At 38.8% G+C, this 24,702-nt stretch carries 28 protein-coding genes and 1 pseudogene; 16 read left to right on the top strand and 13 right to left on the bottom strand.

From position 1 onward, the window contains the following. Positions 1-46: 46 nt before the first annotated feature. The gene (locus BG04_RS02295; protein WP_034650158.1) at positions 47-631 is read left to right on the top strand and encodes a hypothetical protein; all 585 of its coding nucleotides are present in this window, start codon (positions 47-49) and stop codon (positions 629-631) included. Positions 632-1,112: 481 nt separating this feature from the next. Continuing rightward, positions 1,113-2,768, top strand: a complete 1,656-nt coding sequence (locus BG04_RS02290) for a M14 family metallopeptidase (RefSeq protein WP_034650160.1) — start codon at positions 1,113-1,115, stop codon at positions 2,766-2,768. Positions 2,769-2,813: 45 nt separating this feature from the next. Here the strand turns inward: BG04_RS02290 and BG04_RS02285 are convergent. Then, positions 2,814-3,167, bottom strand: a pseudogene (locus tag BG04_RS02285) (SDR family oxidoreductase); the annotation flags it as partial. A 345-nt stretch (positions 3,168-3,512) separates the two neighbouring features. Beyond that, positions 3,513-3,851: a YflT domain-containing protein gene (locus BG04_RS02275; protein ID WP_013084198.1), complete on the bottom strand. Its 339-nt coding sequence runs from the start codon at positions 3,849-3,851 to the stop codon at positions 3,513-3,515. 222 nt (positions 3,852-4,073) lie between these two features. Here BG04_RS02275 and BG04_RS02270 point away from each other — a divergent pair, with 222 nt between their 5' ends. After that, a complete protein-coding gene (locus BG04_RS02270) occupies positions 4,074-4,943 on the top strand; it encodes an SDR family oxidoreductase (protein ID WP_013058194.1) in 870 nt (289 codons plus the stop codon). A 31-nt stretch (positions 4,944-4,974) separates the two neighbouring features. Next, positions 4,975-5,199: a hypothetical protein gene (locus BG04_RS02265; RefSeq protein WP_016764994.1), complete on the top strand. Its 225-nt coding sequence runs from the start codon at positions 4,975-4,977 to the stop codon at positions 5,197-5,199. 41 nt (positions 5,200-5,240) lie between these two features. Here BG04_RS02265 and BG04_RS02260 read toward each other — a convergent pair whose 3' ends face one another. Continuing rightward, positions 5,241-6,098 carry an STAS domain-containing protein gene (locus BG04_RS02260; protein WP_013084196.1) on the bottom strand — a complete coding sequence of 286 codons (858 nt, stop codon included), beginning with the start codon at positions 6,096-6,098 and terminating at the stop codon, positions 5,241-5,243. A 165-nt stretch (positions 6,099-6,263) separates the two neighbouring features. Here BG04_RS02260 and BG04_RS02255 point away from each other — a divergent pair, with 165 nt between their 5' ends. Continuing rightward, entirely contained in the window at positions 6,264-7,205 is a 942-nt protein-coding gene (locus BG04_RS02255; protein ID WP_034650164.1) for a magnesium transporter CorA family protein, read from the top strand. Between the two features lie 46 nt (positions 7,206-7,251). Here BG04_RS02255 and BG04_RS02250 read toward each other — a convergent pair whose 3' ends face one another. The 3 genes from BG04_RS02250 to BG04_RS02240 form a co-directional block, all read right to left on the bottom strand. Further along, entirely contained in the window at positions 7,252-7,554 is a 303-nt protein-coding gene (locus tag BG04_RS02250; protein WP_016764991.1) for a hypothetical protein, read from the bottom strand. Between the two features lie 17 nt (positions 7,555-7,571). Continuing rightward, positions 7,572-7,874, bottom strand: a complete 303-nt coding sequence (locus BG04_RS02245) for a hypothetical protein (protein ID WP_016764990.1) — start codon at positions 7,872-7,874, stop codon at positions 7,572-7,574. A gap of 133 nt (positions 7,875-8,007) precedes the next feature. After that, a complete protein-coding gene (locus BG04_RS02240) occupies positions 8,008-9,219 on the bottom strand; it encodes an AGE family epimerase/isomerase (protein ID WP_034650165.1) in 1,212 nt (403 codons plus the stop codon). 346 nt (positions 9,220-9,565) lie between these two features. Between BG04_RS02240 and BG04_RS31740 the strand changes: the two genes are divergently transcribed. Beyond that, positions 9,566-10,900 (top strand): SH3 domain-containing protein, encoded by a 1,335-nt coding sequence (locus BG04_RS31740; protein WP_034650167.1) that lies wholly within the window; start codon positions 9,566-9,568, stop codon positions 10,898-10,900. A 417-nt stretch (positions 10,901-11,317) separates the two neighbouring features. Continuing rightward, positions 11,318-11,869: a methyl-accepting chemotaxis protein gene (locus tag BG04_RS02230; RefSeq protein WP_051975575.1), complete on the top strand. Its 552-nt coding sequence runs from the start codon at positions 11,318-11,320 to the stop codon at positions 11,867-11,869. Positions 11,870-12,069: 200 nt separating this feature from the next. Here the strand turns inward: BG04_RS02230 and BG04_RS02225 are convergent, their stop codons facing one another. After that, a complete protein-coding gene (locus tag BG04_RS02225; RefSeq protein ID WP_034655053.1) occupies positions 12,070-12,597 on the bottom strand; it encodes a hypothetical protein in 528 nt (175 codons plus the stop codon). A 439-nt stretch (positions 12,598-13,036) separates the two neighbouring features. Beyond that, the gene (locus BG04_RS02220) at positions 13,037-13,249 is read right to left on the bottom strand and encodes a cold-shock protein (protein ID WP_034650169.1); all 213 of its coding nucleotides are present in this window, start codon (positions 13,247-13,249) and stop codon (positions 13,037-13,039) included. A 232-nt stretch (positions 13,250-13,481) separates the two neighbouring features. Between BG04_RS02220 and BG04_RS02215 the strand changes: the two genes are divergently transcribed. The 3 genes from BG04_RS02215 to BG04_RS02205 all read left to right on the top strand — a co-directional run bounded on the left by BG04_RS02215 (position 13,482) and on the right by BG04_RS02205 (position 16,606). Continuing rightward, entirely contained in the window at positions 13,482-14,351 is an 870-nt protein-coding gene (locus BG04_RS02215; RefSeq protein WP_034650171.1) for an STAS domain-containing protein, read from the top strand. 377 nt (positions 14,352-14,728) lie between these two features. Continuing rightward, the gene (locus tag BG04_RS02210; RefSeq protein WP_034650173.1) at positions 14,729-15,883 is read left to right on the top strand and encodes a ParM/StbA family protein; all 1,155 of its coding nucleotides are present in this window, start codon (positions 14,729-14,731) and stop codon (positions 15,881-15,883) included. A gap of 15 nt (positions 15,884-15,898) precedes the next feature. Continuing rightward, entirely contained in the window at positions 15,899-16,606 is a 708-nt protein-coding gene (locus tag BG04_RS02205) for a hypothetical protein (protein ID WP_034650175.1), read from the top strand. Between the two features lie 726 nt (positions 16,607-17,332). On the opposite strand, the gene BG04_RS02195 is transcribed toward BG04_RS02205, so the two are convergent. Further along, a complete protein-coding gene (locus BG04_RS02195; RefSeq protein WP_034650179.1) occupies positions 17,333-17,860 on the bottom strand; it encodes a cupin domain-containing protein in 528 nt (175 codons plus the stop codon). A gap of 275 nt (positions 17,861-18,135) precedes the next feature. Here BG04_RS02195 and BG04_RS02190 point away from each other — a divergent pair, with 275 nt between their 5' ends. The 3 genes from BG04_RS02190 (at position 18,136) to BG04_RS02180 (ending at position 19,381) form a co-directional block, all read left to right on the top strand. Continuing rightward, the gene (locus tag BG04_RS02190) at positions 18,136-18,324 is read left to right on the top strand and encodes a hypothetical protein (protein WP_013058178.1); all 189 of its coding nucleotides are present in this window, start codon (positions 18,136-18,138) and stop codon (positions 18,322-18,324) included. Positions 18,325-18,566: 242 nt separating this feature from the next. Then, entirely contained in the window at positions 18,567-18,743 is a 177-nt protein-coding gene (locus BG04_RS02185; protein WP_230586525.1) for an aspartyl-phosphate phosphatase Spo0E family protein, read from the top strand. Positions 18,744-18,991: 248 nt separating this feature from the next. Further along, complete coding sequence (locus tag BG04_RS02180) at positions 18,992-19,381, top strand: MerR family transcriptional regulator (protein ID WP_013084180.1); 390 nt, start codon at positions 18,992-18,994, stop codon at positions 19,379-19,381. Positions 19,382-19,460: 79 nt separating this feature from the next. Here BG04_RS02180 and BG04_RS02175 read toward each other — a convergent pair whose 3' ends face one another. Both BG04_RS02175 and BG04_RS02170 read right to left on the bottom strand, forming a co-directional pair. Next, complete coding sequence (locus tag BG04_RS02175) at positions 19,461-20,522, bottom strand: NAD(P)-dependent alcohol dehydrogenase (RefSeq protein ID WP_034650182.1); 1,062 nt, start codon at positions 20,520-20,522, stop codon at positions 19,461-19,463. Positions 20,523-20,719: 197 nt separating this feature from the next. Further along, positions 20,720-20,980 (bottom strand): HPr family phosphocarrier protein, encoded by a 261-nt coding sequence (locus BG04_RS02170; protein WP_034650184.1) that lies wholly within the window; start codon positions 20,978-20,980, stop codon positions 20,720-20,722. A 222-nt stretch (positions 20,981-21,202) separates the two neighbouring features. Here BG04_RS02170 and BG04_RS02165 point away from each other — a divergent pair, with 222 nt between their 5' ends. After that, a complete protein-coding gene (locus tag BG04_RS02165; protein ID WP_034650186.1) occupies positions 21,203-21,922 on the top strand; it encodes a nucleotidyltransferase domain-containing protein in 720 nt (239 codons plus the stop codon). Positions 21,923-22,003: 81 nt separating this feature from the next. Here the strand turns inward: BG04_RS02165 and BG04_RS02160 are convergent, their stop codons facing one another. Then, entirely contained in the window at positions 22,004-22,747 is a 744-nt protein-coding gene (locus BG04_RS02160; RefSeq protein ID WP_034650188.1) for an SDR family NAD(P)-dependent oxidoreductase, read from the bottom strand. 117 nt (positions 22,748-22,864) lie between these two features. On the opposite strand from BG04_RS02160, the gene BG04_RS02155 reads away from it, so the two are divergent. Both BG04_RS02155 and BG04_RS02150 read left to right on the top strand, forming a co-directional pair. Then, positions 22,865-23,707, top strand: a complete 843-nt coding sequence (locus tag BG04_RS02155; protein WP_034650190.1) for a LysR family transcriptional regulator — start codon at positions 22,865-22,867, stop codon at positions 23,705-23,707. A 189-nt stretch (positions 23,708-23,896) separates the two neighbouring features. After that, positions 23,897-24,316 carry a GNAT family N-acetyltransferase gene (locus tag BG04_RS02150; protein ID WP_034650192.1) on the top strand — a complete coding sequence of 140 codons (420 nt, stop codon included), beginning with the start codon at positions 23,897-23,899 and terminating at the stop codon, positions 24,314-24,316. Between the two features lie 158 nt (positions 24,317-24,474). On the opposite strand, the gene BG04_RS02145 is transcribed toward BG04_RS02150, so the two are convergent. Next, a complete protein-coding gene (locus tag BG04_RS02145; RefSeq protein ID WP_013058154.1) occupies positions 24,475-24,693 on the bottom strand; it encodes a helix-turn-helix domain-containing protein in 219 nt (72 codons plus the stop codon). Positions 24,694-24,702 lie beyond the last annotated feature (9 nt).

Here is a 24,702-nt window from a genome sequence, read left to right as displayed (position 1 = left end):
CATTTAAATTCCTTTTATGGTATATTAATCCTCAGGGAGTGATAAAGTGAAGAAATTTATGGTGGGCACATTGAGTGCTTTTTTGGCAATGTCATTGGTAGCGTGCTCAAACTCTGCTAGCAAAGAAGAGAGCGGCTATAGCATTCAAAAAGTGAAAGTCAAGATAACAGATGATGCCAATTTAATTGGAAAAGTTGGTATACAAGATAGCAAAGGAAAAATGGTCGATGTAAAACCAAAAGCGCTGTATTACGAGTTTAAAATGAAGCAGCAAGGCAAGCGTAAATTCTATCAAAATGATAAAGACGAAATAGAAGCTAAAATTATACCGAATGAAGATTTAAAGAAAGCATCTATCAATACAGTAGGCGTTAATGTATTTGATGAGGGGCATGAGAAGTTCGGTACAGGTATGGGAATTGAAGAGTTTGACTATATGAAAAAAGGAAAAGTCGATGTGCACTACGATCTGGGCGCGACTGTTAAAAACAAAGAAATGCCTATGGCTCCATCTGATCAGAAATTAAAAAAACTCCAAAAGGTAGCGAGGCATGGAAAACTCGTCATCACGAGAAACAACAAAGAAATTGGCCGATATGATTTAGAAACGCTAGAATCCGTAAAGAAATGAACATAGGAGAGATAGCTGCATGGAATATGAAACAGCTAGACTAGCGCAAAACGGGCTCGAGGAAATGCTAAGTTTTATAGCAGTTCATACATAAAAAAGAGGCTGGAACAAACGTATTTTAGCTGAAATGAAAAATGAACCATTGATCAACATGTTTGATTAGGGGTGCATTTTTTTGTTATAGCGAACGGAGATTTCATTTGTTTCATTCCTTCTAGCAGTTAATTGAAGGTGAAGGATCCTGCGGGAAAAGCGGTTGAGATCGTTTATCCTGATTGGTCGTCTTCATATAGAGTTGATTTTGTTATGTCCTAATCTCTTTGTTATAAAATCGCACTCTTCTCTTACATTAAAATAGTCAAAAAGGTTCAGCTCCCTTATCTTGAAGTTATTTCCTTAAACGGTATAATTATTTATGAAACATTTTAAATATTTTAAAAATTTAAAATGTCTAATCAAAGGGATGGGGAGGAGTAAATGAATGAAAAAAACTGTAAAACGAACGGCCGTGCCGGCTCTTTTGTCGATTGGATTATTGCTGTCGCCACTTGCGGTACAAGCTGAGATGCCTTATTACGGAAAAGACTATAGTCAGCCGGAAAAAATTAAAGCGCTTTATCCGGAAATAAAGGTGAATGAAGCGACGCCGGCATTTCTGAAAGGACAAGACGCATTTACGACTCAAGAAGAAATGATGAGCTATGTCCAAAAGCTTGCTCATAAAAGTCCGTACGTAAAGCTGAAGATTATCGGTAAATCACAGCAAGGGCGTGACATTCCAGCTCTGTATTTTTCAAAGGAAAAGAAGTTTGCGGATGGAAAACCATCTAAAAAACCAACGATTTGGCTTCAAAGTCAAATTCACGGAAATGAACCGGCAAGCGGTGAATCTGTACTCGCCGTGGCAACGCGTTTGACAGAAGACTTTGGAAAAGATGTGCTAAATAAAGTGAACATTGTTATTGTCCCGCGCATTAATCCAGACGGATCTTATGCATTCAAGCGCCAGCTAGCCAATAATTTAGATGGAAACCGCGACTACATAAAGCTTGAAAGCCCGGAAGTGCAGAGCGTACGAGCTGAATTTAACCGTTTTTCACCAGAAGTTGTCATCGACGCTCATGAATATACGCCTTACAGCAGCGGATTTAAAAATATCGGTAAAGAAGGCGTGTGGAAGTATCACGATATTTTACTGCAGTCTGGTCGAAACTTAAATATTCCGCAGAACATTCGAGACGTGTCTGATGAGCTGTTTGTGAATAGTACGCTTACAGCCATTGAAAAGCAAGGATATTCAGGAGAAGTATACTATACGTCTCAAGTGAATAAACAAGGGCAGCTTGAAGTGGAAGAAGGCTCAGTTGAACCGAGAATTGGCCGAAATTCACTAGGCTTGTATCCATCGTTTTCGTTTTTAGTGGAAAGCAGAGGAATTGGCATTGGACGAGAAGATTTTCCGCGGCGAGTGAGTGCCCAAATTGCTACACAAGAAAAGCTCATTACGCAAACAGCCGCCCATGCCAAACAAATTAAAGCGCTGATTGCAAAAGAAAAAGCGGCTCTTGTCAAAAAAGGAGAAAATGCAAATGATCATGATCCAATTGTTGTGAACAGTGAAAATAAAAAAATACCAAACTCTACGTTAGAAATGGTTGATGTGGAAAGCGCGTCTGTTAAAGAAATTCCTGTGACGTACTATAGTGCCAAAGCGGCAACGCCGACGCTTGTCCGCGAACGTCCAACTGCTTACATTTTAAAGGCAGGACATGAAGAGTTAGCAGCAAAATTGCAGAGACAAGGAGTAAAAGGCTTCAAGTTAACGAAAGAAACGGCTCTTTCAGTAGAAGCGTATTCGGTCAGCAGCCGTATTGAAAATGAAGCCTACGAAAACAAACCAAATGTAGACGTGCAAACAATCGTGAAGAAAAAAACGGTGACGTTCCCAAAAGGAAGCTACGTCTTTTTAACATCTCAGCCGCAAAACAATTTATTGTCTCTATCGCTTGAGCCGGAATCAGTGGACAGCTTCACAACGTTTGGGTATTTGCCTTCAGAGGTAGGACAAGAACTTGATGTTTACCGGTTTACACGTTCCATTGAAAAATCGCCTTTGCAAAAAGAAACCCGTAAATAATGAAAAAGCGTGGAGCTTGGCTTCACGCTTTTTATATTGAGATTTTTAAGAAGAAACCCACTCTCCGCCGTTTACATGCAGCGTTTCCCCCGTGACAAACCGTGAGTCGTCGCTTGCGAGATACACGTAGGTTGGAGCAAGTTCAAACGGCTGCCCTTGGCGCTCCATCGGATTGTCCACTTGCGTTACTTGATCAGCTGAAAAGCTTGCTGGAATGAGCGGTGTCCAAATGCGTCCCGGCGCTACGGCGTTTACGCGAATTCCGTCTTTAATCACGCTATTGGAAAGCGCACGAGTAAAGCCAACAATGGCTCCTTTAGTTGCCGTATAGTCAATTAACTGTTCATAGCCTTTATACGTCACAATTGAAGCAGTATTAATAATTGAGCTGCCGCTTTTAGGGTCTCGTCCACCTTTTTATGTAAACCCGCGCTATGAAAAATATCTGCCTGTTTTATAGTACAAAGAGCCCTTCTGAATGAAGGGCTTTTAAATTGGCATTCTCTTTTATTTTCCTCGTGATTGCTCACGTGATTCATGGCGGTTTTTTCTTCTTCTAGAGAGGAAATAAATAAAAAAACCGATTAATACAAGAAACGTGATAAGCAAAATACTAGTAGGAAAGTAAAGGGAGCCTATCTGAATTCCCAAATAATTTAACATCGTTATAACTTCCTTTCTTGATAGACAATGGTTTATTTTACTAAATACCCTTATAAGCTAATAAAAAACGTTTCCGCTGTTTTAGTAGGGAATTGATTGACTCTGTGCGCCAATAACTACGATATTTCCTTGTTTCATTTCTTCTTTATACCGGTTTGCTTCTTGATTGGATAAGCCGAGCGAAGCCATCTTTGAAAGAAGCTCATCTTCTCTTGAAAGAAGCTTATTTACCGCCGTTTCAAACATACCTTGCTCTGCCATTCTGTACTTTTTTGTATGTGTTGCCTCCGTTAAATTCTGAGCCCATTCTTTATCATAGGCCAGCAGATAAATATCTTTGCTTGTAAATCCTTTCTTTAAAAAAGAATGGATGACGCAGACTGCCTCCTCTTGGTTTTCTGCTACTTGAATGTGTTTCATACACGAACCAAACCTCCTGATAAAAGATATTTCTGAAATACATCTTCTACTCATTCTTTAGCCTTTGTTTCCAACTTTAAACTTGTTTTCTATGAATTTTCTAAGATAGTAAAAGAGAATAGAAACTTCATAAACTTTTAAAAAAAGATGTTTGAACTTCAAAACAGAAGGCTAAACCTAAACTATACTAAAAAGTTCCATCAAAAATAGGAGGAGATTAAAATGAATTTACAAGATCAACAAACACAAGGTCAGCCCCAACAAACGCAAGACCGCCAGCCGGGTATCGAAAGTGAGATGAATCCTCTCCCTATTTATGAGGATGACAATTACATTGGTACAGGAAAATTAAAAGGAAAGGTAGCGCTAGTTACCGGGGGAGACAGCGGAATTGGACGAGCTGTATCCATTGCTTATGCGAAAGAAGGAGCGGACGTAGCCATCGTTTACTTAAACGAACATAGCGACGCCGAGGAAACAAAAGCCCGCATTGAAGAAGAAGGTGTAAGATGCTTGCTGATTGCAGGAGACGTAGGAGACGAATCGTTCTGTAACGAAGCGGTAGAAAAAACAGTGAGTGAGCTTGGAAAGCTTGATATCCTTGTGAACAATGCAGGAGAGCAGCATCCAAAAGAAAGCATTAAAGAAATTACGAGTGAACAGCTTGAACGAACGTTCAAAACGAACTTTTATTCATACTTTTATTTTACGAAAAAAGCGCTTGATTATTTAGGAAAAGGCAGTGCGATTATTAATACAACGTCAATTAATCCTTACCGCGGAAATCCTCAGCTGATCGATTATACGGCGACAAAAGGTGCAATCAACGGCTTTACGCGCAGTATGGCGCAAGCGCTTGTCAAAGATGGCATTCGCGTTAACGCTGTAGCGCCGGGCCCAATCTGGACACCGCTTATCCCGTCTACTTTCTCGGGTGATAAAGTAGGAGAGTTCGGTACAGACACACCGATGGGCAGACCTGGGCATCCTGTGGAGCACGTAGGCTGCTATGTACTGTTAGCTTCAAATGATTCATCTTATATGACGGGTCAAACGCTTCATGTCAACGGCGGAGATTTCATGAACACATAATTGCTTCACCTATAGTAAAGGAGGAGAAAAGATGGGAGAACGCCAGAAAAGATCTATTTCAAATACACCAAAAAAAAGAGATGAAACGGAACAGCGTGTAACAGATCAAGACGAAACGTTATTTGAACGTTTCAAAGAAGAAGAAACGGTCGATCCTATGCCATTGGAAGATATAAGACTTGAACAAAAAGAAGAGAAAAATAAAACGAAAACGAAGGATGAATCAGGTTCTGAAAACATTCATCATAAAAAATAAAAAACAGCCTTCTCGGGCTGTTTTTTGTTTGTATCCCTATATTAATGAGTGCTAGAAGCAATTACAATTTTTGAATCATCTTCTAATGCCTGAGCAAGATTCGATTTAATTCGTATATGGTCAAAACTTAAACCAAGCTGCATCGCAGTAGTGGCTAATTCAGGACGAATGCCGGATAAAATTGATTTAACGCCGATTAAATCAAGCGCATTTATCAGCTGAAACAGCTCGTGCGCGACCATTGTATCGATCATCACAACTCCTGACAGATCAATATACAAATGAGAGATTTGCTTCTCTGCACACTGTTTTAACGTGCTTTCTAGGATCATTTTGGCTCTTGCCGTATCAATATCGCCGACTAATGGTAAAAGAGCCACGTCTTTTTTAATCACAATAACAGGTGAACTTAATTCATGAATCATTTCCTGCTGAGAGCGGAGGCGGTTTGATGCATATTCCTGCGCTTCTGTGATGAATTTCAAAATAATAATATCAAACACTCTTATTACTTTTTCATTCCATACATCGATGTGCTGCTGAGTGATGTCATCATGAAGCTCTGCAAACCGGCGAATATACTCACAGTGTTGTTTGCGGACGTTCATAAATTCTTTAATAATACTTTGAATGGGGGTTCTAAGATGCTGTTGGTCTTTGGCAACTTTATTTAGCCACGTGTTAAAAGATTCAAAAAAGCTTTTTTCATCTTCTATAAAGACGTTGCTAATATATAAATGAAATTCATAGTTTTGCGCTTTTAAGCGTTGAATGACGTCGGGATCATTAGAGGTATATACGCCTTCAGAAGATTTTTTGTCCAAAGATTCATACCATTCTTCCGTCATAGTTGGTGCACTTTCTAGCAGATAAGAACGTAAAGCGATATCTTTCTTCACTGTTATTCTCCTCTCAAACTTATAAAGCATGCGCAGGTGCGCAACGTATTTATTATAGCATCTTTTTTATAAAGATGGATATGAAATGTATGTTTATTTTTTATGTTAGGTTTTAAGTGATTGTATATAGGGAAAAATTCTAATAAAAGGGGAAAGAGGGAAAGTATGAATACCGTGACGAACGATCAGTGGAAATGGTATCAGTTTGATTTAGAAGAAGCAGATGGAATAGCTGATATAATCAAAGACTATCAGTATCCAAGAGATGAATGGTTTTGCCAGCAGCTTCAAAAGAAAAATTCTAATCATATTCAAGTAGACGTGATAGGAGAAAGCGAGCTTATTTATGGTTCGTTGATTTATCATAAGAAGTCGTTTGATCAAAGGGATTACGATTCGTTTCATTTTTATATTACCGAGGAGTTTATTATAACGGCAGGAATCGATTTGAAAATCCTAGAGAACACCAATCATGAACGAATGATTGAACGAATGAAGCAGTCTGCTAACACGGCGGAAAGTTTTTTTATTCTTTTAGGCGAAATTATGAAAAAACACTTAAATGGGTTTGATCAGTTTGAAAGTCATTTCAGAGAGCTTCTGTGGGAAGTGCGCCATAATAATAACATTGACGTGTTGGATGACATTCATAAAGCGCGGTACGACCTGCTTATATGGACAAATTTAATCAGTTCTGTTCGAGAAGTCACCATGGGAATAGAAGAAGCGTTTCATAAAAAAATTAACCAAACGGTCGAATATCAGCGGATGTGTAAAAAAATTGAAATTGGTTTAACACTGATTGAACAATATCAAAAAGAATTTGACGCGTTAATTAAATTAGAAGAAGTTGTGTCTACTCATCGAGGAAATGAAATTATGAAAGCTTTAACGCTCCTTACTGCCATCAGCACGCCTTTAACGGCTTTTGGAGCCCTTTGGGGAATGAACTTTAAAGGAATGCCCGAGCTTGACTGGAAGTTTGGCTATGTCTATGCGCTTATTTTGATTGTTCTGTCGACCGTGGCTATTTATCTTTATTTACGAATGAAAGGGTGGACGGGCGATTTGTTAAAAGGAAGAAAAAAGAATTCATTTTTTAAATAAGCTTTAATAAAAGCAGCCGCTTAATAAGCGGCTGCTTTGTTATTTGTTATCCTCTTCTCCACGTCGTAGGCTCACCTGAACGAAGGCATCTTGGAAATAAATCGTTTTCTTTTAGCTTTACTTGATTGCCGTTTTCATCGGTATAGCGACCGGTTTGCGGAACCAATTCTCCGGTTGAAAAGGCGTCATCTACGGGCTTCCACGTCGTTGATTCACGTGTGTGTGGGCAAGGTGTAAAAAGATCATCTTTTTGAAAGAGTTTAATTTCACCTTCCGCACAAATGTAAGCCCCCGATTCTGGTACAGCTTCACTCGTTCGATAAATGTTTTGTACGGTCTTCACACGCATCCAACCTTTCTTTTTAATTAGTTGTATTTTAGTGTCCCTGTCGTGGCGTCCATGTACGTGCGGTCTTCTATAATATCTGAGTCGTCTAGCTTTCTAAACGGAGCGCAGTAGCATACAACACCCGTCTCGATTTCAATTTCTTGAAATCCGTACGCACGGCAAAGGTATTCACCGACGTCGCTTGGAGATGGATGCGTATCCAACTCATCTAATGCTTCATTAAACATTTCTAAAAATTCTTTTTTCGAAAATTGCTTCTCATGGTGCAGTGTTACTGGATCTCCAGAATCTGTTCCTTGTGCTAACGCGTAAAAATACATCGTCCTCACTCCTTGCATATATATAGTCGAGCTTTTTCTAAAATGTGTAAACAATGATTGTTAGTAAGTAAATTCCCTTAAATAAAAGAAATAAACGCATTTGGAAGAAAACGGTTTCTTCATGATCATTCTTTCAAAGAGAATTCAGTGCTATCAGCGTTTGATAGCAAGCTGCCACAGGGTGATAATCGGCTTTAGGAGCCGGGCTTTTTTTCGAGCTGTAGCGTTCGTTTTGCTGATTTAACAGCTGATACCAGCCTCCATATGTGTGATCGATAAAGTGTTTCTGACAGTAGGAGAACAGGGCATCGTATGCTTTCCAATATCCGCTGTCTCCGGTTTTTACCCCGAGCAGTGAAGCCGCAGAAATGGCTTCAGCCATCACCCAGTAGTTTTTATCCCGGTCAATGACCTCTTCTTGAGGCGACAGCGCAAAGTAAAGACCTCCGTACTTAGCATCCCAGCCCCGGTTCCAGCCCTTATCAAATAAATACTTTGCACGTTCTGTCATCCAGTTTTCCGAACGGTGCCGATCAAGCCATAAAAGCAGCTTGCTCCATTCAAACTGATGTCCTGGTATAAAGCCGTACGGACGAAATTCGTCTTTTGTATTGTTTTTATTGTAGTCCCAATCTGGCTGCCAGTCTGTATCATAGTGCTCCCAAACCATGCCGCCGGATCGTTCAGCAAGCTGCTGCGTAACGCCTTTTGCAAGCGTGTACGCTCGGTCTAAGTATTTTTTATCTCTTGTTGCTTCAAAGGCAGAAAGCATCGCTTCACACATGTGCATATTTGCGTTTTGGCCGCGATAGAAAGAAGCAGCTGACCAAGAAGCGTCCCATTCGTCTCGGTAAAAGCCGTGCGCATCTTCCCAAAAGTGCTTTTCCATCACGTCATATACCTGTTCAATTGTTTCTTTTGCTTCTGAAATGCCGGCTTGATACGCGATGGAAGAAGCTAAAAGAGCAAAAGCGTGGCCATATGCTTGTTTCGAATCATCTTTTACTTCTCCGTCATCGGCTACTTCAAAAAAATACCCGCCGTGCTTTCTATCATAATGGTTGTTTTGTAGAAAACGAATGCCGTGCTGAGCTGCTTCTTTGCACCAATCCGGTCCGTCTAAAAGAGCCCCTACACTGAAGATATAAATAAAGCGCGCCGTACTTACCAAGTGCTTTGAATGCGTGTTGTTGACGGTACCGTCGTCGTAGTATTCATGGATATATCCGCCGTTTTTTTTGTCAATACAAGCGGGGTAGTAGAAATGAAGCGTATCAAAAATATGCTGTTTTAATGTGTGAGGTTCTCGAAACGCAGTTAAGGAAAAATCGGTTGCCGTGTTCATTTTATCACCATCTCAATCTTTGTTTTTAGTTATTTTCTACCCTAAGCAGTTGAGAGTAAACGTAAGGGTTTTTTTGCTGTTTCTGCTCTATTATTCTATTTTTGTTGAAAATGTATCAGTTTGGAAACAAGTTTGAAATATTTTGATATACTTTTGACACGATTATCCGGTATTCTAAAGATACGTGCTAGCTGGAACGAACAAATGTATAGAGCCTCTAGACGTCAAATGATTTTATTTAATGTAGCTAGTTTAAGGTTGAGCTTAAACATCGGATCCTGTTTTCACTTAACCTATTAAACTAGCAGCATATATTTCTATTATATTTTGCAAATGAGGTATAAAAATGACAGAAGTGAACAAACAAAGATTTTACAAAAAATTAGCGGTAACAGGTCTTGCTTTTACCCTTGTAGGGGCAGGAACTCTAGGTCTTCATTCTTTACATTTTACGGGTGAGTCAACTGTCGCAAGCGCAGCGGCGGAAACATATACAACAACGGCGAATTTAAATATTCGAAGCGGCCCATCGACGTCCAACGCGATTATTGCAACGGTCAAACAAGGCACGCAGCTAACGGTAGTTGGACAAGCAGCAAGCGGCTGGCTGAAGGTAAGCTATCAAGGCAAAACGGGTTACGTAAGCAGTGAGTATGTTAAAAAGTCAGCGAGTTCAACGACCAAAACCTATGTAACAACGGCAAATTTAAATATTCGAAGCGGTCCCTCGACGTCAAGCGCGATTGTTGTAACGGTCAAACAAGGCATGCAGCTAACGTCGACAGAACAAGCAGCGAACGGCTGGCTAAAAGTAAGCTATCAAGGCAAAACGGGCTATGTGAGCACGCAGTATGTAAAGGAATCAACGAGTTCTTCTGAACCGGCTCCAGCTCCTACTCCGGCAGCTTCTGTCTATGTGGCGACAGCGAATTTAAATGTTCGAACAACTGCTTCAACATCTGGTGCTGTCATGGCAACACTTAAAGCCGGCACACAGCTCGACGTGACGGCTAAAGCAGCAAACGGCTGGCTGAAAATTACGTATCAAGGTAAGGTTGGCTATGTAAGCGGTCAATACGTACGAGCATTAGCTGGCATGAAAGTGGTTTCGAACCCTGAAAGCATCCAAGTTGTTGTGAATAAACAAAACAAGCTTCCGGAAAACTACGTTCCGAAAGATTTAGTATATACAACGATTCCATTTACATTCAAAGAACAAACGGAAAAGAAAAAAATGCGAAGTGAAGCAGCCGCTGCTATTGAACAGTTGTTTGCGGGTGCGAAAAAACAAGGCATTACGCTTCTTGGCGTATCAGCTTACCGTTCACATGCAACGCAAAGCGCGCTTTTTAGTTCGTATGTTCAAAGAGACGGTTATGATAAAGCGGCAACTTATAGCGCATTGCCAGGCACGAGTGAACATGAAACGGGTCTTGGAATTGATGTAACAAAAGGAGACGGCACATGTGCTGCTCAAGACTGCTTTGGCGGAACTAAAGAAGCAACTTGGCTCGATTCCCACGCAGCAGAATACGGATTTATTATTCGTTATCCAAAAGGAAAAGATGCGGTAACGGGCTATAAATATGAACCGTGGCATTTGCGATATGTAGGCAAACCAGTGGCGCAGGCGATTAAAAGTAAAGGCATTACGCTTGAAGAATATTACGGAATTAAGTAGTTTAAAAAAGAAGCTAGAATAAAAGCAGCTTAGTTGAAGGAAGATCCGAACGCGTTTGATTCTTGATAGAGAATCAAACGCGTTCGGATTTTTTTATTGTTTTGATGAAGGTAGGTTTCATATATGCAGGGGCTTCTAAGTGCTGAATGGAGGGCAAGGCTTATCGGCCGCCAGCAAAAAAATTAACAGCGTTGGAACAAGTGATTCATACTAGCAGCTTTATCCCATTTGTTCGTTTTTAGATTGGATGGATTTAGTTATGCCTCAATCTCTTTTAATTTTGTTCACCATGTTTACCCTTCTTGTGAAGGAGGGTAGGTAATGATACAAAAGAACTACTGTTTGTACATTTCTGTTTAGCATGCAGCTAGCGTTATTCATCAGTTAAAAGAACGTTCTGCGGAAATCAACGATATTATGAGTGTGATTTCAGGCATTGCCGCACAAACAAATCTACTGGCGCTAAATGCTGCAATTGAAGCAGTGCGCGCAGGCGAACATGGTAAAGGTTTTGCGGTCGTAGCAGCGGAAGTTCGCAAACTTGCTGAACAATCCAATCAGTCAGCCGAACAAGTAGCAAGGCTCATTCAGCATATTCAGCAAGAAACGTCTCAAGCCGTAGCATTCATTCAATCAGGAACAGCCGATGTGAAAAACGGTATTTTACTAGCCAACGAAGCGGAAGATGTTTTTAATCGAATCGCCGACGCATCTGCCTACGTTCACGAGCAAATTCAGCAAACGGCTGCTTCCGCTCAGCAAATAGCAGCCGGATCTACGCAGGTGCTCCATGCCGTCAGCGATATGACTGCTTTTGCTAATCAATCGGCTGCAAGCAGCAGAGGCATTTCTTCTGCTTCCGTGCGTCAGCTGCAATCGCTGCAGATCATTGGCCAGACGGCGGAATTTTTAAGTGGGTTAGTTGAAGAGCTTGGCAGCGTAACGGAAAAGTTAGCGAAGCAAGCGTGAGTGAGGCAGCAGACTACATAGAAGTACATGATTTTATACATTGGATTAATGCTATAAATCTACTAAAGAATTATGTACATACGAACGCTTAAAAAGTTTCTGCGGACCTTTAGACCACTAATGTTTATATAAATCCCCTCCTTTAGAAAAATGAAGCGATCTAAAAAGAGGGGATTGATGCTTTTGGCTAAAAGCTAGTGTTAGTTATTTGTTGGAGAAGGAAATCTCGCTGCTTCAAAATGTGAGCCATCTTCGGATGTGACAATTGTGCCAGCTATGCTGCTTTGAACAAAAACTTCAACGCGATCTCCAGCTTCTAAATTGTAAATAGTAGACACGGATACCGCATTAACAAACGGTGTGTTCCCGCCAAAGAAATCGTTGTCGATAGCGATAGCGGTTGTCCCATTTACACGTATTTCTATACGAGTTCTATAATCTAGCATTTGGTCGTTAGGAGAGAATCCAATTGTAGCAATCAGGGAATATACGCCATCTTTTTTGGGGCGGAAGGTAGAAGTAATCGGGTTATATTCATTTGCTAAATCAAATTGTTCAGTTGGGAAAACTGCTTTTACAAACGTATTTGCAGGAACATTTTGAGGCATCGTTAAATTGAGCGCTCTAAATGCTGACTCCCGCGTGCTTCCTTTTTTTCCTTTATCTTCTTTATATTTAGAAGCCCAATCATGTGATTCCTCATAGAAATCTTCTTCGCGTTCATAAATCCAAACTTGTGATTCTTCAGAGCTATCTTCTTCACGTCCATAAGCCCAGCCGCGTGCTTCCTCAGGGGCATCTTCTTGAAGCTGCTCTTTCTTATTGTTAAGGGAAGCCTTGCGAGATTTCTTCTTGTAAGGATAAGATTTTTCTACATAATATTTGTCATCTTTATCATTGTAATTGAAATAATACTTTTTTATAATAATCACCCTTTCTTTGCAGTACTCTATACTGTATTCACTCATAGAAGAAATGTTTGGATACTTGTCCGACAACTTTAGAACTGTTTTTTAAAATAGCTAATAGTAACTAATTTTGAATGTAGAATTAGTTGCATCATATAAAAAAACACCTCTTTCGAACAAAAGTCGAAGAGGTGTTTTTGGGTTCGAAAAGTATTTGATTCGACAGTCTACCCATAACCTGTATGTAAATGTCACTCTATCAGTCAACTGGGTGTACTTTTATAGCGCTGGGTCCTTTAGCTCCTTCTTGGATTTCAAACTCTACTTTTTGTCCTTCTGCCAGGTTTTTATATTCCTCACGGTCGATCGCATTGGAGTGAACGAACACTTCTTTTGATCCGTCTTCGGGTGTAATAAATCCAGATCCTTTTGATTCGTTGAAAGATTTAACGGTTCCTTTATGTTTGTTCATTGAAAAAGCCTCCTTATAAGTATAGAAATAAATTCATAGTAGTTTTTTACCCAAACGCTGAAATTTCAATCATTTTATGGTAGGTATATCGATTAGAAGAATAGGGGTAAAAGTAAATAGGGAGGGCCTAACAATTTTTTTATTTCGGTTATATTTTTATATTGTATGTGATATAACTATTGTTATAAAATGTAATCGTTAATTCTGCTAACTAAAGGAGATAAAGAAAAAAATGAGGGATGAGTTGTTATATATAGGGAAGAAAATTATCGATAATAAACAGGAATTAGCGATACAATTTTCTGATCTGATGGACTCTGAATATAAGCGGAAGCTGGTTTACCACGAAGAAAGCGAAGTTTTAAAATGGAGAGCAGAACTCATTGAGTATTTAGGCGAGTCATTATTCGAGGAGCGCTCGGTCGTTTTAAAGAAAATCGTTCAGTGGGGTACAGATATAGGAAAAGTGGCTGTGGAAAACGGACTTTCTTTGAGTCAAACGTTAAAATCACTTGCGCTGTTTCGAACAGTGATATGGGGTGTTTTTACAGAAGAGCTGCAGCAGAAGCAGTTTGCTCCTATTACGATGCTTGATGTAAGTAAAAAAATTGATCCAATGCTTGATGAGCTTAATCATATATTTGTCGAAATCTACGAAGAACATAATACGGACACCATAAAACGCGCTTATGCAGCGCTAGAAGAATTATCAGTTCCCATCGTTCCTCTTTCTGAAGGAATCGCTGTGATGCCAATCGTTGGACAAATTGATACGCATCGTTCGCAGCTTATTATGGAAACGGCTTTAGAAAAAAGCGCTCAGCTGCAGCTGAGTTATTTAATATTTGATATTTCAGGTGTTCTTATCGTCGATACGATGGTAGCGGACAATATTTTTCAAATTGTAAAAGCCTTACAGCTTATCGGCACTAAAACGATGATTACCGGAATACGTCCGGAAATTGCGCAAACCGTTGTGGATTTAGGCGTCGATTTTGGAACAATTAAAACAAGAGCGACGTTAGAAAAAGGTCTTGAAGAAATAGGCTTTAGTAAACTGCCAGAAAATTCGCAAAGAAAAAAAGACAAATGGCGTTATTAATAAATAAAAAAGCCCAGAGGCTGGGAAAAATATTTTAGTTGATGTTAAATCCGAACTATTAATCTGATTGATGGTTCGGGTTTTTTTGGTGTTAGGATGAACGTAGGTTTCATGTATGTGGCTGCTTCTAGCTAGTGATTGAATGGTTGATATTGCAAAAAAATAAGGGAAAGTCACAGCGTCACATGTTACATTCCTTGTAAAAATGGGTACTGGTAAAAAGAAGCATTCCAAGTGCTTTTCAATTACATTAGCCGTCTAAAATTAATTAATTGTGAATTTAGAATAACATAAATTATTTAAATACTTAGACAAACAAATGAGGAAAATATATACTTATTAGTGTTGTCACGAAAAGATAAAGGGGAGAAACAAGGATGGATATCAAACGTCAAAACGTTGATTTTGGTAACTCAATTTTTCAAACGCTAGTGGATGGTTATTACTATGAAATTCCTACAAACGTAGTAGAAATCACAAAAGATCAGGCAGAGGGTCATTTTCCTTCAAGTGTAAATGAACCGGAATTACTTCTTCAAAATTTACTGATTTCTACAACAATCGAAGGAGTAGAAAAGTATTATCTAGTAGGAGACGCAGCAGAGAAACACGTGCTAGGCAATATCCATATTAATAAGTTACATAATAAAACTGAATCTGATATTCCTTATGTGATGTTTTTAGCTTCAGTTGCTTATTACAACATACTTAAAGGAAAAGACAAAGAGAATAATCATGTGACGATTAATTATTTCTCGACTATGCTTCCGATTTGGCTGCTTAAGAAAACAAATAAATTCAGTGAAATGCAGCAGAAGATGGCCGAACGTTTTCAAGGAGAGCACACGGTTACCGTCTTGACTCCTGGATTAGAAAAAACACTCACGGTGAACATTGAAACGAGCAAATGCCGTATTGAAAGCGAAGTTGCTCGCTGGGCGATCAAAAAAGATTTTGAATTACAGGATAGAGAAGAAGCAAATGCATTCAAAAATTTTGAAACATTAATTGTCGATTTGGGCGGAGGCACGGTTGACCTTGCGCTGCTTCCTGCAGGCCTTCAAGCACCTAAAAGCAGAAATTCGTTGAAGTGTCTTACGGACATTTCATATTTGAAGCATATTGAAAAGCTAAGAAATGAAAAACTGCTTGAGTATTTTGATGATGTTCGTTCATTAGAAGAGTTTATTATTGCCAATATCCATAAAGCAAAAATGGAGCAAAGAGACGGCAATAGCGGGAAAAAAGTAGATCTCACGGAGCCTATTCACGCTTCGCTTAGAGAATATACGCAAATTTTATTAACGAAAGTTGAAAATCTATTTCCATCGCCAAAAGATAAAGTCTATAAATATATTTATATTGGAGGATTGGCTCCTATCCTTCAACAGTTTATTGCAGAGCAGATTGATAACATGTACGGGGAAGAAATCAGAGAAGAAAATCATCTTTTCTTGCCGGAGACGCGCAAATTAAATTTATACGGTCTTGAAATTTTAAGCAGACATGAAACAAACGCAGTTCACGTTTAAAAAGGGGGAGCAGATATGAGTCATCAAAACACTCGCCTTAAGGAAGCAATAGATGATTGGTACGGTCAGCTAAGCTCCCAAATGGCTGCACCATTTTACTTACTATCAAATGCGTTTCTGACAGCTGGCAATCTATCAGCAGATATGATAGGAGCAAGGGGAAAGACCGTAAGTAATAGAGATGAACGTGCAAATTTTACAATCGAAACTGCTGACATTCCGTCAGAAGTGTCTTCATTTCTGAAAGAAAAACAGCAGGCAAACGAGCTGCAGGACTATGTAGTAAGACTCATACAGCAAGACTTGCAAAAAATGAGCAAAGAAAATGAAGTGGAGACGTTAGTTCATTCACTTCGAAAAGAGCTGTTGGTCGAAATTGACTTATTAAAAAAAGAAATGAATTCACGTCTTGCTGCAAATCGTGAGGAGTATGAGGCCTCGCAGGCAAAGGAACTTCAGGATTATGTAGCGAAGCTTGTGGAACAAAACGGGCAGAAAGACAGCCGGGAAGAAGATTTTCAATCGTTAATTCATTCATTAAGAACCGAGCTGTTAGGCGAAATTCATTTGCTTAAAAAAGAGCTTGGCTCTGCGTCAGCTCCTTCCTATAAACAGCTGAAACGCGTTAAAAATGAGGAAGAAGAAACATTTAAAGAAGGTCAATTAATTAAAAGTGAAAAAGTGACCGGAACCATTCAAGAAGATATCGATGTAGATTTCTAAACAGAAAGTAGAGGTGTAATATGCCTCTACTTTTATTATTTTTCTATTAAACATGAGGCAGGGGCAAAAGTGTTTTAGGTGAAGGAAGGTCCGAACGAGTTTGATTCTTGATTGTGAATCCAACTCGTTCGGTTTTTTTCATTAGTATGGTGACTGTGGATTTATTTATCTAAAAACTTTAGCCTATGAATCACAAGACTCTTTTGTTTTTTTTTAGCTTTTTTCGAAAGTATAAGCACATATCAAATGTAGCGATGGTACAAATACTGCACTTTATCATAAACCAAAATAGTGATTCGTTTATGCCAAATCCGCCAATCGAAGCTTTTAGTTCATTTAGCTGCCTGAGAATTAAATTTATGTCGTTTTCATAGGCCACAGTAAAAGATTTAATCACAAGCATGGTCATAATGACTGCTTCTACAGATATATATATAATTTTTCTTGCTAGTTTAAGAGAAGGATTTACGTTTGATTTGGGAATTTTATAAAAAAATTTCATTGTCTGTTTGCCTTTCAGTTATTTTAAGCGGTTTAAAAAGATTAGTTTATTCTATAATTCTTTCCTTGGCTACAAAATCCTTTATGTATAGCAAGTTTAAAAAAAGCCCGCTAGAAAAGGTCATACACCGATTTTCTAGCGAGCTTTTTTAGTCAACAACCATCTATTCACTTAGTATTGATCCTGAACAAGCGTTCCACTCCTGCATAACGCTCTGCTTATCTTTAATGTTCTTCAGCCAGAGCGTTTGCTTTTGTCACATGAACCGTACCAAATGGGTGGTTTGGGGGAGCGTATATGGAGTAAAGCTTTAGCGGAGTGGTACCCGTATTGGTGACATCATGCCACGTTCCGGCAGGGATAAATATCGCATCATCATCGTAGACTTTTCGTTTAAAGGTTAGATTGTTTTTACTCTTGCCCATTTGAACAACGCCTTGCCCTTGTTCAATGCGCAGAAATTGATCAACGTTAGGGTGGATTTCTAAGCCGATATCTTCACCGGGCTTAAGACTCATTAGCGTCACTTGTAAATGTGTTCCCGTCCATAAAGCAGTGCGGTACGTATTGTTTTGCTTTGACGCTTCATTAATGTTAATAACAAACGGCCTTGGTCCGTAGTCCTTTAATTTACCGTTTCTTTGCTGAAACTGTTCGCTGGTGTGATAGTGACTCGGCACATAATAACCATATGGCTGCCAGCCGTAATACACTGGAGTCTGCCACTGATGATAATAAGGTGTATAGTGCATACTCATTCTCCTTTTCTCGTTTAATTTTTCTTTTCATCCTATGCTTTTGTCAAAACGGTTGATACCATTTGCCTTTTTGTCTGTGGTCTTTATCCACTTATTTTTTGCTGAAATCATGTGATTAATGATTTATCTGAGCTCTTTGATTGTTTGGCGGTGGTTAAAAAATACTTTCATCACTTTAATACGATAATTCAGTAAAAAATATATCGTATGAAAACGTTTTATTTGATATAATTTTAGGAGATGAAAATTATTTTAAAGGGTGACGTTCATTGAAAGAAAAAAAACTTCAAGAATTAACTGAACATCTTAATAATTTATTCAACAATTTAATTCATGGATCTATCACAGAAGGTGAATTTAATGAGCTGTCCGAAGAGCTTTACAGAAAGCAAACGAGGCTGCGCTATGAGATAGAGTGTGAGAAAGGTTCCTATTATAGAGAATATTTTAGAGGCTAAGGCTTTGTATTAGACTGCTTTATAAGAAATAAGAAAAGGCCTCCTAAATGGAGGCCTTTTCTTAACTTCTAACAGAAAGTGGAGTGATACTTTCTATTTCAATAAGTATATTAGTATATTGACTTTATAAAAAATAAAACTGTTGAAGCTCTAAAACTCGCTATTCACACCCAAAAACCTGTATGATAGGTTTAAGATTACCGCATATGAGATATATGCACAGTAAAAAGGGGTGATGAGCTGTGAAGTGGTATAAAGGAGTTGTCATGCAAGTCTTAATGACAGAAATCGAAACAGTAAGAGAGCATATGGTTATGTTAGGACTTACAGAAGGTTTTACAAGCCGTAATACAGTTCGAATCAGTCAAACCCTTGATTATTTATTAAATGAACTAAGTAAAGTGCTGGCCGCAGATTAATCGTATTTTATATAAAAATGAAAAGAGCTGCTGACTTCACGGCAGCTCTTTATAAGTTGCCTTAACGTTTACTTTAATGTTTATGATACTATTTATACAGTTACCTTATAGCAAAGAAAATAGCCGAATCTATTATATATATTGTATAGTAGAAACCTAGAAGATGAGCTGAGAGCACCCGTGAAAAGGGAAGCTGAGATACATAAAGCAAACGCCGTACTGAGAATGGCGATGGAGGGTATAGTGGAATGGAATATCATATTAAAGAGGCTGCGGCGAAGGTAGGGCTGCCTACGCATACGCTTCGATACTACGAACAGCAGGGGCTTTTACCTTTTATAAAAAGAGATGAAAACGGAAATCGTATTTTTAGCGAGTCTGATATCGAGTGGTTAGAATTTATTATTTGCTTACGAAAAACGGATATTGCCCTTTTAGAATTACGTAAAATTGTTGAATTAACACAAGAAGGCGATGATACAATCGGTTTGCGCAAGCGGATATTTGAAAAGCATAGAGAGAAAATGATGGAAAAACAAAGAGAGCTGGACGCGGCTTTTAGAAAAGTGGAAACGAAAATTGATTACTATGATAAATTAGAACAAAAGTATCAGGAAGAACTTTCATCTAAAGCCTAATTTATCGTTTGTTTTTTTATTTTATAAAGAACCAAAAAACGGGCAGCTAATAGTATTAGCTGCCCGTTTCTCTCTAAACTTACAGTGTAGAAATATCAATAACAAATCGATAGCGAACGTCGCTGCGAAGAACGCGTTCGTACGCTTCATCTACTTGATTTGCATCGATAACTTCAATCATAGGGGCAACGCCGTGTTCAGCCGCAAAATCAAGCATTTCTTGTGTTTCACGAATGCCGCCTACAAGTGAACCAGCAATGCTGCGACGTCCCGTGATAAGTGAGAATACGCTGTACTGATCTGGGTTAGCCGGTGCGCCCACGTTAACAAGCGTTCCATCTACGCGAAGTAATGATAAGTATTGATCCACGTTCAGATTAGCCGATACCGTGTTTAAGATAAGATCAAAGCGACCCGCTAATTCAGTAAATGTTGTCTCATCACTTGTTGCAAAATAATGATCTGCGCCAAAGCTTAGAGCTTCTTCTTTTTTATTGTTAGAACGGCTCAATACCGTCACTTCAGCACCCATTGCATGTGCAAATTGAATCGCTACATGTCCAAGGCCGCCCATTCCCACGATCGCCACTTTTTTGCCAGGACCAGCATTCCAGTGCTTTAACGGAGAAAATGTTGTAATCCCTGCACATAGAAGAGGACTTGCTGCATCCATACTTAACTTATCAGGAATACGAACAACGAATCCTTCTTTTACGACGATTTTTTGGCTGTAGCCCCCGTATGTACGGTTTCCGTCATAATCCAATGAATTATACGTTTGAACAACGCCTTTTGTACAGTATTGCTCATCACCGTTTACACAGTACTCGCACTCTCCGCAAGAGTCAACGAAACATCCAACGCCAACGCGATCGCCAACCTTGTATTTTGTTACGTTTTCTCCAACCGCTTCAACTACTCCTGCGATTTCATGACCAGGAACCATCGGGAACATTCCGCCGCCCCACTCATCAAATGCACTATGAATATCAGAGTGACAGATACCGCTAAACTTAATATCAATTAAAACGTCGTCTGCTCGCAGTTCTCTGCGTTCAATTGTCGTGTTCTCGAATTTTGCCTTTGCGTGCGGCGCACTTAAAACACGTGATGTTGTTGTATGTTGATGATTATTACACATAAGTAAAAACACAATCCTTTCAAATTAAACATAACCAGTTGCTAATGCCCTTGCATTCACTGACTACGCTTGATGTATTTAAAAACTACAATACTAGCTTAAACGTTAAAGTCGACTTTAAAGCAAGACCTTTTTGAAAAAAATTTCTTTCTATGACTTTATGAAAAAAGGAAAGGAAGGAATAGCATGGCAGTTTTCTATCTTTGTTTAGTTAAAAGAAATTCTTCAAGGGTGCAAGCGGCGGCGTGTTCATCCACTCCATTTGTTAGCAGTGTTATTTCATCTCCTTTCTTAACAGCTAAAGCCATTACCTTCATGATGCTTTTTCCACTTACACATTTTCCGTCTTTCGCAAGAAAAATATCACTTTGAAACGAACATGCTTGGCGTACAAACAAAGCTGTATGTCTCGCTAGAAGTTCACCGGAAAGCTGCACCGTCATTCTTTTAATTAGCATAGTGTTTCCCCTTTTTTTTAGTTTAAAAACTATAAAACTAGCTTAAACGTTAAAGTCGACTTTAAGGCAAGGGGGAGTTGCATAAAAGAGTCATTTAAATCATGGTAACTAAAAGTAACTATGGTAGACATGTTCAGCAAGGTTAAATTAAGAACTGATTGTTAAAGGAATTTCCACGTTCTAACCAGAAAAACAATATATATCATTTTCTGGAGGAATATGATGAAAGAGCTAAAAAGCTTAGAACCGCTGCAAGCAGCTAAACAATTTATTTTTAAACATTACCCTAACTGTCAAGGCGCATTACTCACTGGAAGCGTAGTGAGAGGAGAAGCTACACACACGTCCGACCTTGATCTTGTTATTTTTGATGATAATTTTACTTCTTCTTTTAGAGAGTCTCTCATTGAGTTTGGATGGGCAATTGAAGTTTTTGCTCATAATCTGACTTCATACCAAGCCTTTTTTAAAAGCGACTGTAAGAGGGCTAGACCGTCACTGCCGAGAATGATTTCCGAGGGCATTATTTTAGTGGATAAAGGAGTGGTGCAGTCTATAAAAAAAGAAGCTGCACAATTACTAGAAAAAGGCCCGGAAAAATGGCCGGAAGAGACGATTAGATTAAAAAGATATTTTATAAGCGATGCCTTAGATGATTTAATCGGTTCTTTAGATACAGGTGAATCACTTTTTATTGCCAACACGCTCGCTTACATAACCCACGAATTTGTGTTAAGAACAAACGGTCATTGGATCGGGGATTCTAAATGGATTGTCAGGTCTTTGAATCTCTATAATGAACGCTTTAGTAAAGAGTTTGTAGAGGCATTTGATACCTTTTATAAAACAGGGAATAAAGATAAAGTAATTCAACTGGTGGATAAAGTGTTAGAACCACATGGAGGCCGGCTGTTTGAAGGGTTTTCACTGGGGAAAGAATGATAAAATCAGTAGCCTTGTTAGGACCCCGCTACTATTTCTTGCTAGTAGTGGGGTTTGTTTTTTAGGAATATTCGCATATGCTTAAAGAGTTTGCCCGTTATCAATCGTAAATACTTGGCCCGTCACGGACTCTTGCTTTAACTGAAACAAGATGGCATCTGCGATATCTTCAGGAGAAGAAATGCGCTGAAGAGGTAGATTGCCTGCAAGCTGATACATTTTATCTTCGTTGCCAGCCCACCACCTTGTGTCGACTGCACCAGGAGAGATGCAGTTTACTCGAATATGGGGTGCGAGTGCAATCGCTAACGATTTTGTCATCGTATGAATTGCTGCTTTTGTTGCTGCATAGGGAATAGACGAGCCGATTCCAGTTGTACCAGCGACACTTCCTACATTAACAATCGCTCCTGACTTTTGCTTTTTCATATGTGGAACGGCTGCTTTTACACAGTGAAACATGCCTTTTACGTTTACATCATATAAAGAGTCCCATACGTCATCCGTTGCAGACTCTAAGTCATTCATCGGGATTTGAGCTGTAATACTAGCATTATTCACTAATCCATCTAACCGTTCGAATTGTGTAATCGTTTGATGAATCATTTCATTCACTTCGTGCTCGTTGGCTACATTCGCTCGAAAAGCAAAAGCCATACTTCCTTTTTCTGAGATTTCTTTCACAACTTTTTTAGCTTCTTTTTCTGAGTTGTTGTAGTTTATCACAAGTTTTGCGCCCATGTCAGCTAGCTTTAAAGCCGTAGCTTTGCCTACACCAGTGCCGCCGCCCGTAATAATAAATACTTTATTTTTAAAATCGATCATTTCTATAAACCTTCCTTTCTCTTAACATCTTTTATTATATCTTCGAAGAGAAAAAGGATATAATAGGTAATACTAAGAGAGGTATCATTTAAAATGATATCAGCGGAGGAATTAAAATTGGAAAGCCAAGACTTACGAATGTTCAAATGTGTGGCAGAATCAAAGTCACTATCAAGAGCTGCGGAAGTATTAGGATACGTGCAGCCGCATATCAGCCAGCGGATTAAAAATCTAGAGGAAGAATTAGACACCAAATTATTGATACGCACGAATCGAGGAGTTACGTTAACAAACGAAGGGGAAGCTTTGTTTGACTACGCCCAGCGTATTTTACGTTTAATGGAGGAAGCTAAAGCAGAAGTTAATCCGAATAAGTTTAGAAAGTCTTTAATCATTGGTGCGTCTCAGACAGTTTCTGCTACTAAAGTTCCTTTTTTGTTCTCGTCTTTTTTGAAAGAACATCGGGATATTGAGGTTAAAATAAAAACAGATAGGAAACACGCCTTACCGGAAATGCTTTCGTACGGGGAAATTGATGGACTTTTTCTTAGCGGTACCTATAACGAGGCTCAGTTTGAAAGAGTTTATCGCTATGCAGAAAAAATGGTGCTTATCTCATCTCTATATGAAGCTAGAGAAGAAAAAGACCAACCAACGCTGCTCATCAATAGTGATGCGAACTGCATCTATAGAAACAGACTATTAGCGTTTTCAAAAGAACATCATATACATAAAGCCAGCATCATGGAGTTTGATTCATTAGAAGCTATTTTACAAGGCGTCCGCGATGGACTAGGTATAAGTGTAGTCCCGGCTAGCGTAGTAAATTCTCGTGGTGATATAAAAAGCATTCAATATCAAGAGCTTCCAGAAGACGTTCATATTGATTTTGTAGTAAAGAAAGGGAAGCAGCGCTCACAAAGTCTTAAGAAATTTATTCATTTTTTAGGGAGTCTATAAATCGAGTATTTATTTTAGGTTCAAATCGTATATGATTTGAACTTTTATTTTTGTCTACATTTATATATTGAATATATGTTTTTATACCCTTAATACTCGTTATGATTTGAAAGATAAATGAATGATCACCAAGGACTTTTGTTTTTGAAAACAGAAATAGTTTATATAAAAATAAAAGGAGTAGATTCTATGAAAATTTCCTTTTCACATTCTATAGAAAACGTTGAGTGGTCGAGGATGAAAGAAATTTACCGCTCTGTCGGGTGGAAGAACCATGATGAAGAAAAAATCAAAAAAATATTTCAAGCAAGCAACGTAGTAGCGATTGCTTATGATGAAAATAAAATAACAGGGTTGGGCAGAGCTCTTTCCGACGGTGTGTTTAATGCTGCGATTTATGATGTTGTGATTGATAAGGAGTATCAAAACAAAGGAATTGGACAGCAAATTATAGAGAACCTGCTTGCTCAGCTTGACGATATTTCCTGCGTTCATCTTGTTTCCACAGCAGGAAATGAAGAGTTTTATAAAAAAGCAGGGTTTCGTAAAATGAAAACCGGTATGGCTCGCTATTTAAACCCACATTTAGCGGAAGAATATTTGGAATGAGCTATGTCTAAGATTGTCACCCATATCAATATAATTCTCAATCGAGTTCTCTAATTAAAAAAAATCAATAAAAGCAGAGAAGGGACAGCAATTAAGCTGCCCCTTCATTTTAATTTCAATACCTAATCCTCATGATTGAAGAAATTTATGGTCTTTTATTATTGATTGTCTTCGTCGCTTTTGTACTCCAAAATATCGCCTGGCTGACAATCCAAAGTCTTACATATTGCTTCTAATGTTGAAAAACGAACCGCTTTTGCTTTCCCATTTTTCAGGATGGAAAGATTCGCCATAGTAATTCCAACCCTCTCTGAAAGCTCGGTTACGCTCATTTTTCGTTTTGCTAACATCACATCAATATTAATAATAATTGCCATATCCTCCAC

It is taken from the genome of Priestia megaterium NBRC 15308 = ATCC 14581, assembly GCF_000832985.1.
Lineage (GTDB): Bacteria > Bacillota > Bacilli > Bacillales > Bacillaceae_H > Priestia > Priestia megaterium.
This window is presented reverse-complemented; position numbering and strand designations above follow the sequence as displayed.

Bases quoted from the DNA above. Each gene is read 5' to 3' on its own strand.
- BG04_RS02265 (WP_016764994.1), top strand. From the start codon at position 4,975: ATGGGAGAACGCCAGAAAAGATCTATTTCAAATACACCAAAAAAAAGA.
- BG04_RS02170 (WP_034650184.1), bottom strand. From the start codon at position 20,980: ATGCTAATTAAAAGAATGACGGTGCAGCTTTCCGGTGAACTTCTAGCG.
- BG04_RS02255 (WP_034650164.1), top strand. From the start codon at position 6,264: ATGAATACCGTGACGAACGATCAGTGGAAATGGTATCAGTTTGATTTA.
- BG04_RS02175 (WP_034650182.1), bottom strand. From the start codon at position 20,522: ATGTGTAATAATCATCAACATACAACAACATCACGTGTTTTAAGTGCG.
- BG04_RS02150 (WP_034650192.1), top strand. From the start codon at position 23,897: ATGAAAATTTCCTTTTCACATTCTATAGAAAACGTTGAGTGGTCGAGG.
- BG04_RS02245 (WP_016764990.1), bottom strand. From the start codon at position 7,874: ATGTATTTTTACGCGTTAGCACAAGGAACAGATTCTGGAGATCCAGTA.
- BG04_RS02180 (WP_013084180.1), top strand. From the start codon at position 18,992: ATGGAATATCATATTAAAGAGGCTGCGGCGAAGGTAGGGCTGCCTACG.
- BG04_RS02270 (WP_013058194.1), top strand. From the start codon at position 4,074: ATGAATTTACAAGATCAACAAACACAAGGTCAGCCCCAACAAACGCAA.
- BG04_RS02250 (WP_016764991.1), bottom strand. From the start codon at position 7,554: ATGCGTGTGAAGACCGTACAAAACATTTATCGAACGAGTGAAGCTGTA.
- BG04_RS02165 (WP_034650186.1), top strand. From the start codon at position 21,203: ATGAAAGAGCTAAAAAGCTTAGAACCGCTGCAAGCAGCTAAACAATTT.
- BG04_RS02275 (WP_013084198.1), bottom strand. From the start codon at position 3,851: ATGAAACACATTCAAGTAGCAGAAAACCAAGAGGAGGCAGTCTGCGTC.
- BG04_RS02195 (WP_034650179.1), bottom strand. From the start codon at position 17,860: ATGCACTATACACCTTATTATCATCAGTGGCAGACTCCAGTGTATTAC.
- BG04_RS02240 (WP_034650165.1), bottom strand. From the start codon at position 9,219: ATGAACACGGCAACCGATTTTTCCTTAACTGCGTTTCGAGAACCTCAC.
- BG04_RS02160 (WP_034650188.1), bottom strand. From the start codon at position 22,747: ATGATCGATTTTAAAAATAAAGTATTTATTATTACGGGCGGCGGCACT.
- BG04_RS31740 (WP_034650167.1), top strand. From the start codon at position 9,566: ATGACAGAAGTGAACAAACAAAGATTTTACAAAAAATTAGCGGTAACA.
- BG04_RS02210 (WP_034650173.1), top strand. From the start codon at position 14,729: ATGGATATCAAACGTCAAAACGTTGATTTTGGTAACTCAATTTTTCAA.
- BG04_RS02205 (WP_034650175.1), top strand. From the start codon at position 15,899: ATGAGTCATCAAAACACTCGCCTTAAGGAAGCAATAGATGATTGGTAC.
- BG04_RS02230 (WP_051975575.1), top strand. From the start codon at position 11,318: ATGAGTGTGATTTCAGGCATTGCCGCACAAACAAATCTACTGGCGCTA.
- BG04_RS02290 (WP_034650160.1), top strand. From the start codon at position 1,113: ATGAAAAAAACTGTAAAACGAACGGCCGTGCCGGCTCTTTTGTCGATT.
- BG04_RS02220 (WP_034650169.1), bottom strand. From the start codon at position 13,249: ATGAACAAACATAAAGGAACCGTTAAATCTTTCAACGAATCAAAAGGA.
- BG04_RS02145 (WP_013058154.1), bottom strand. From the start codon at position 24,693: ATGGCAATTATTATTAATATTGATGTGATGTTAGCAAAACGAAAAATG.
- BG04_RS02215 (WP_034650171.1), top strand. From the start codon at position 13,482: ATGAGGGATGAGTTGTTATATATAGGGAAGAAAATTATCGATAATAAA.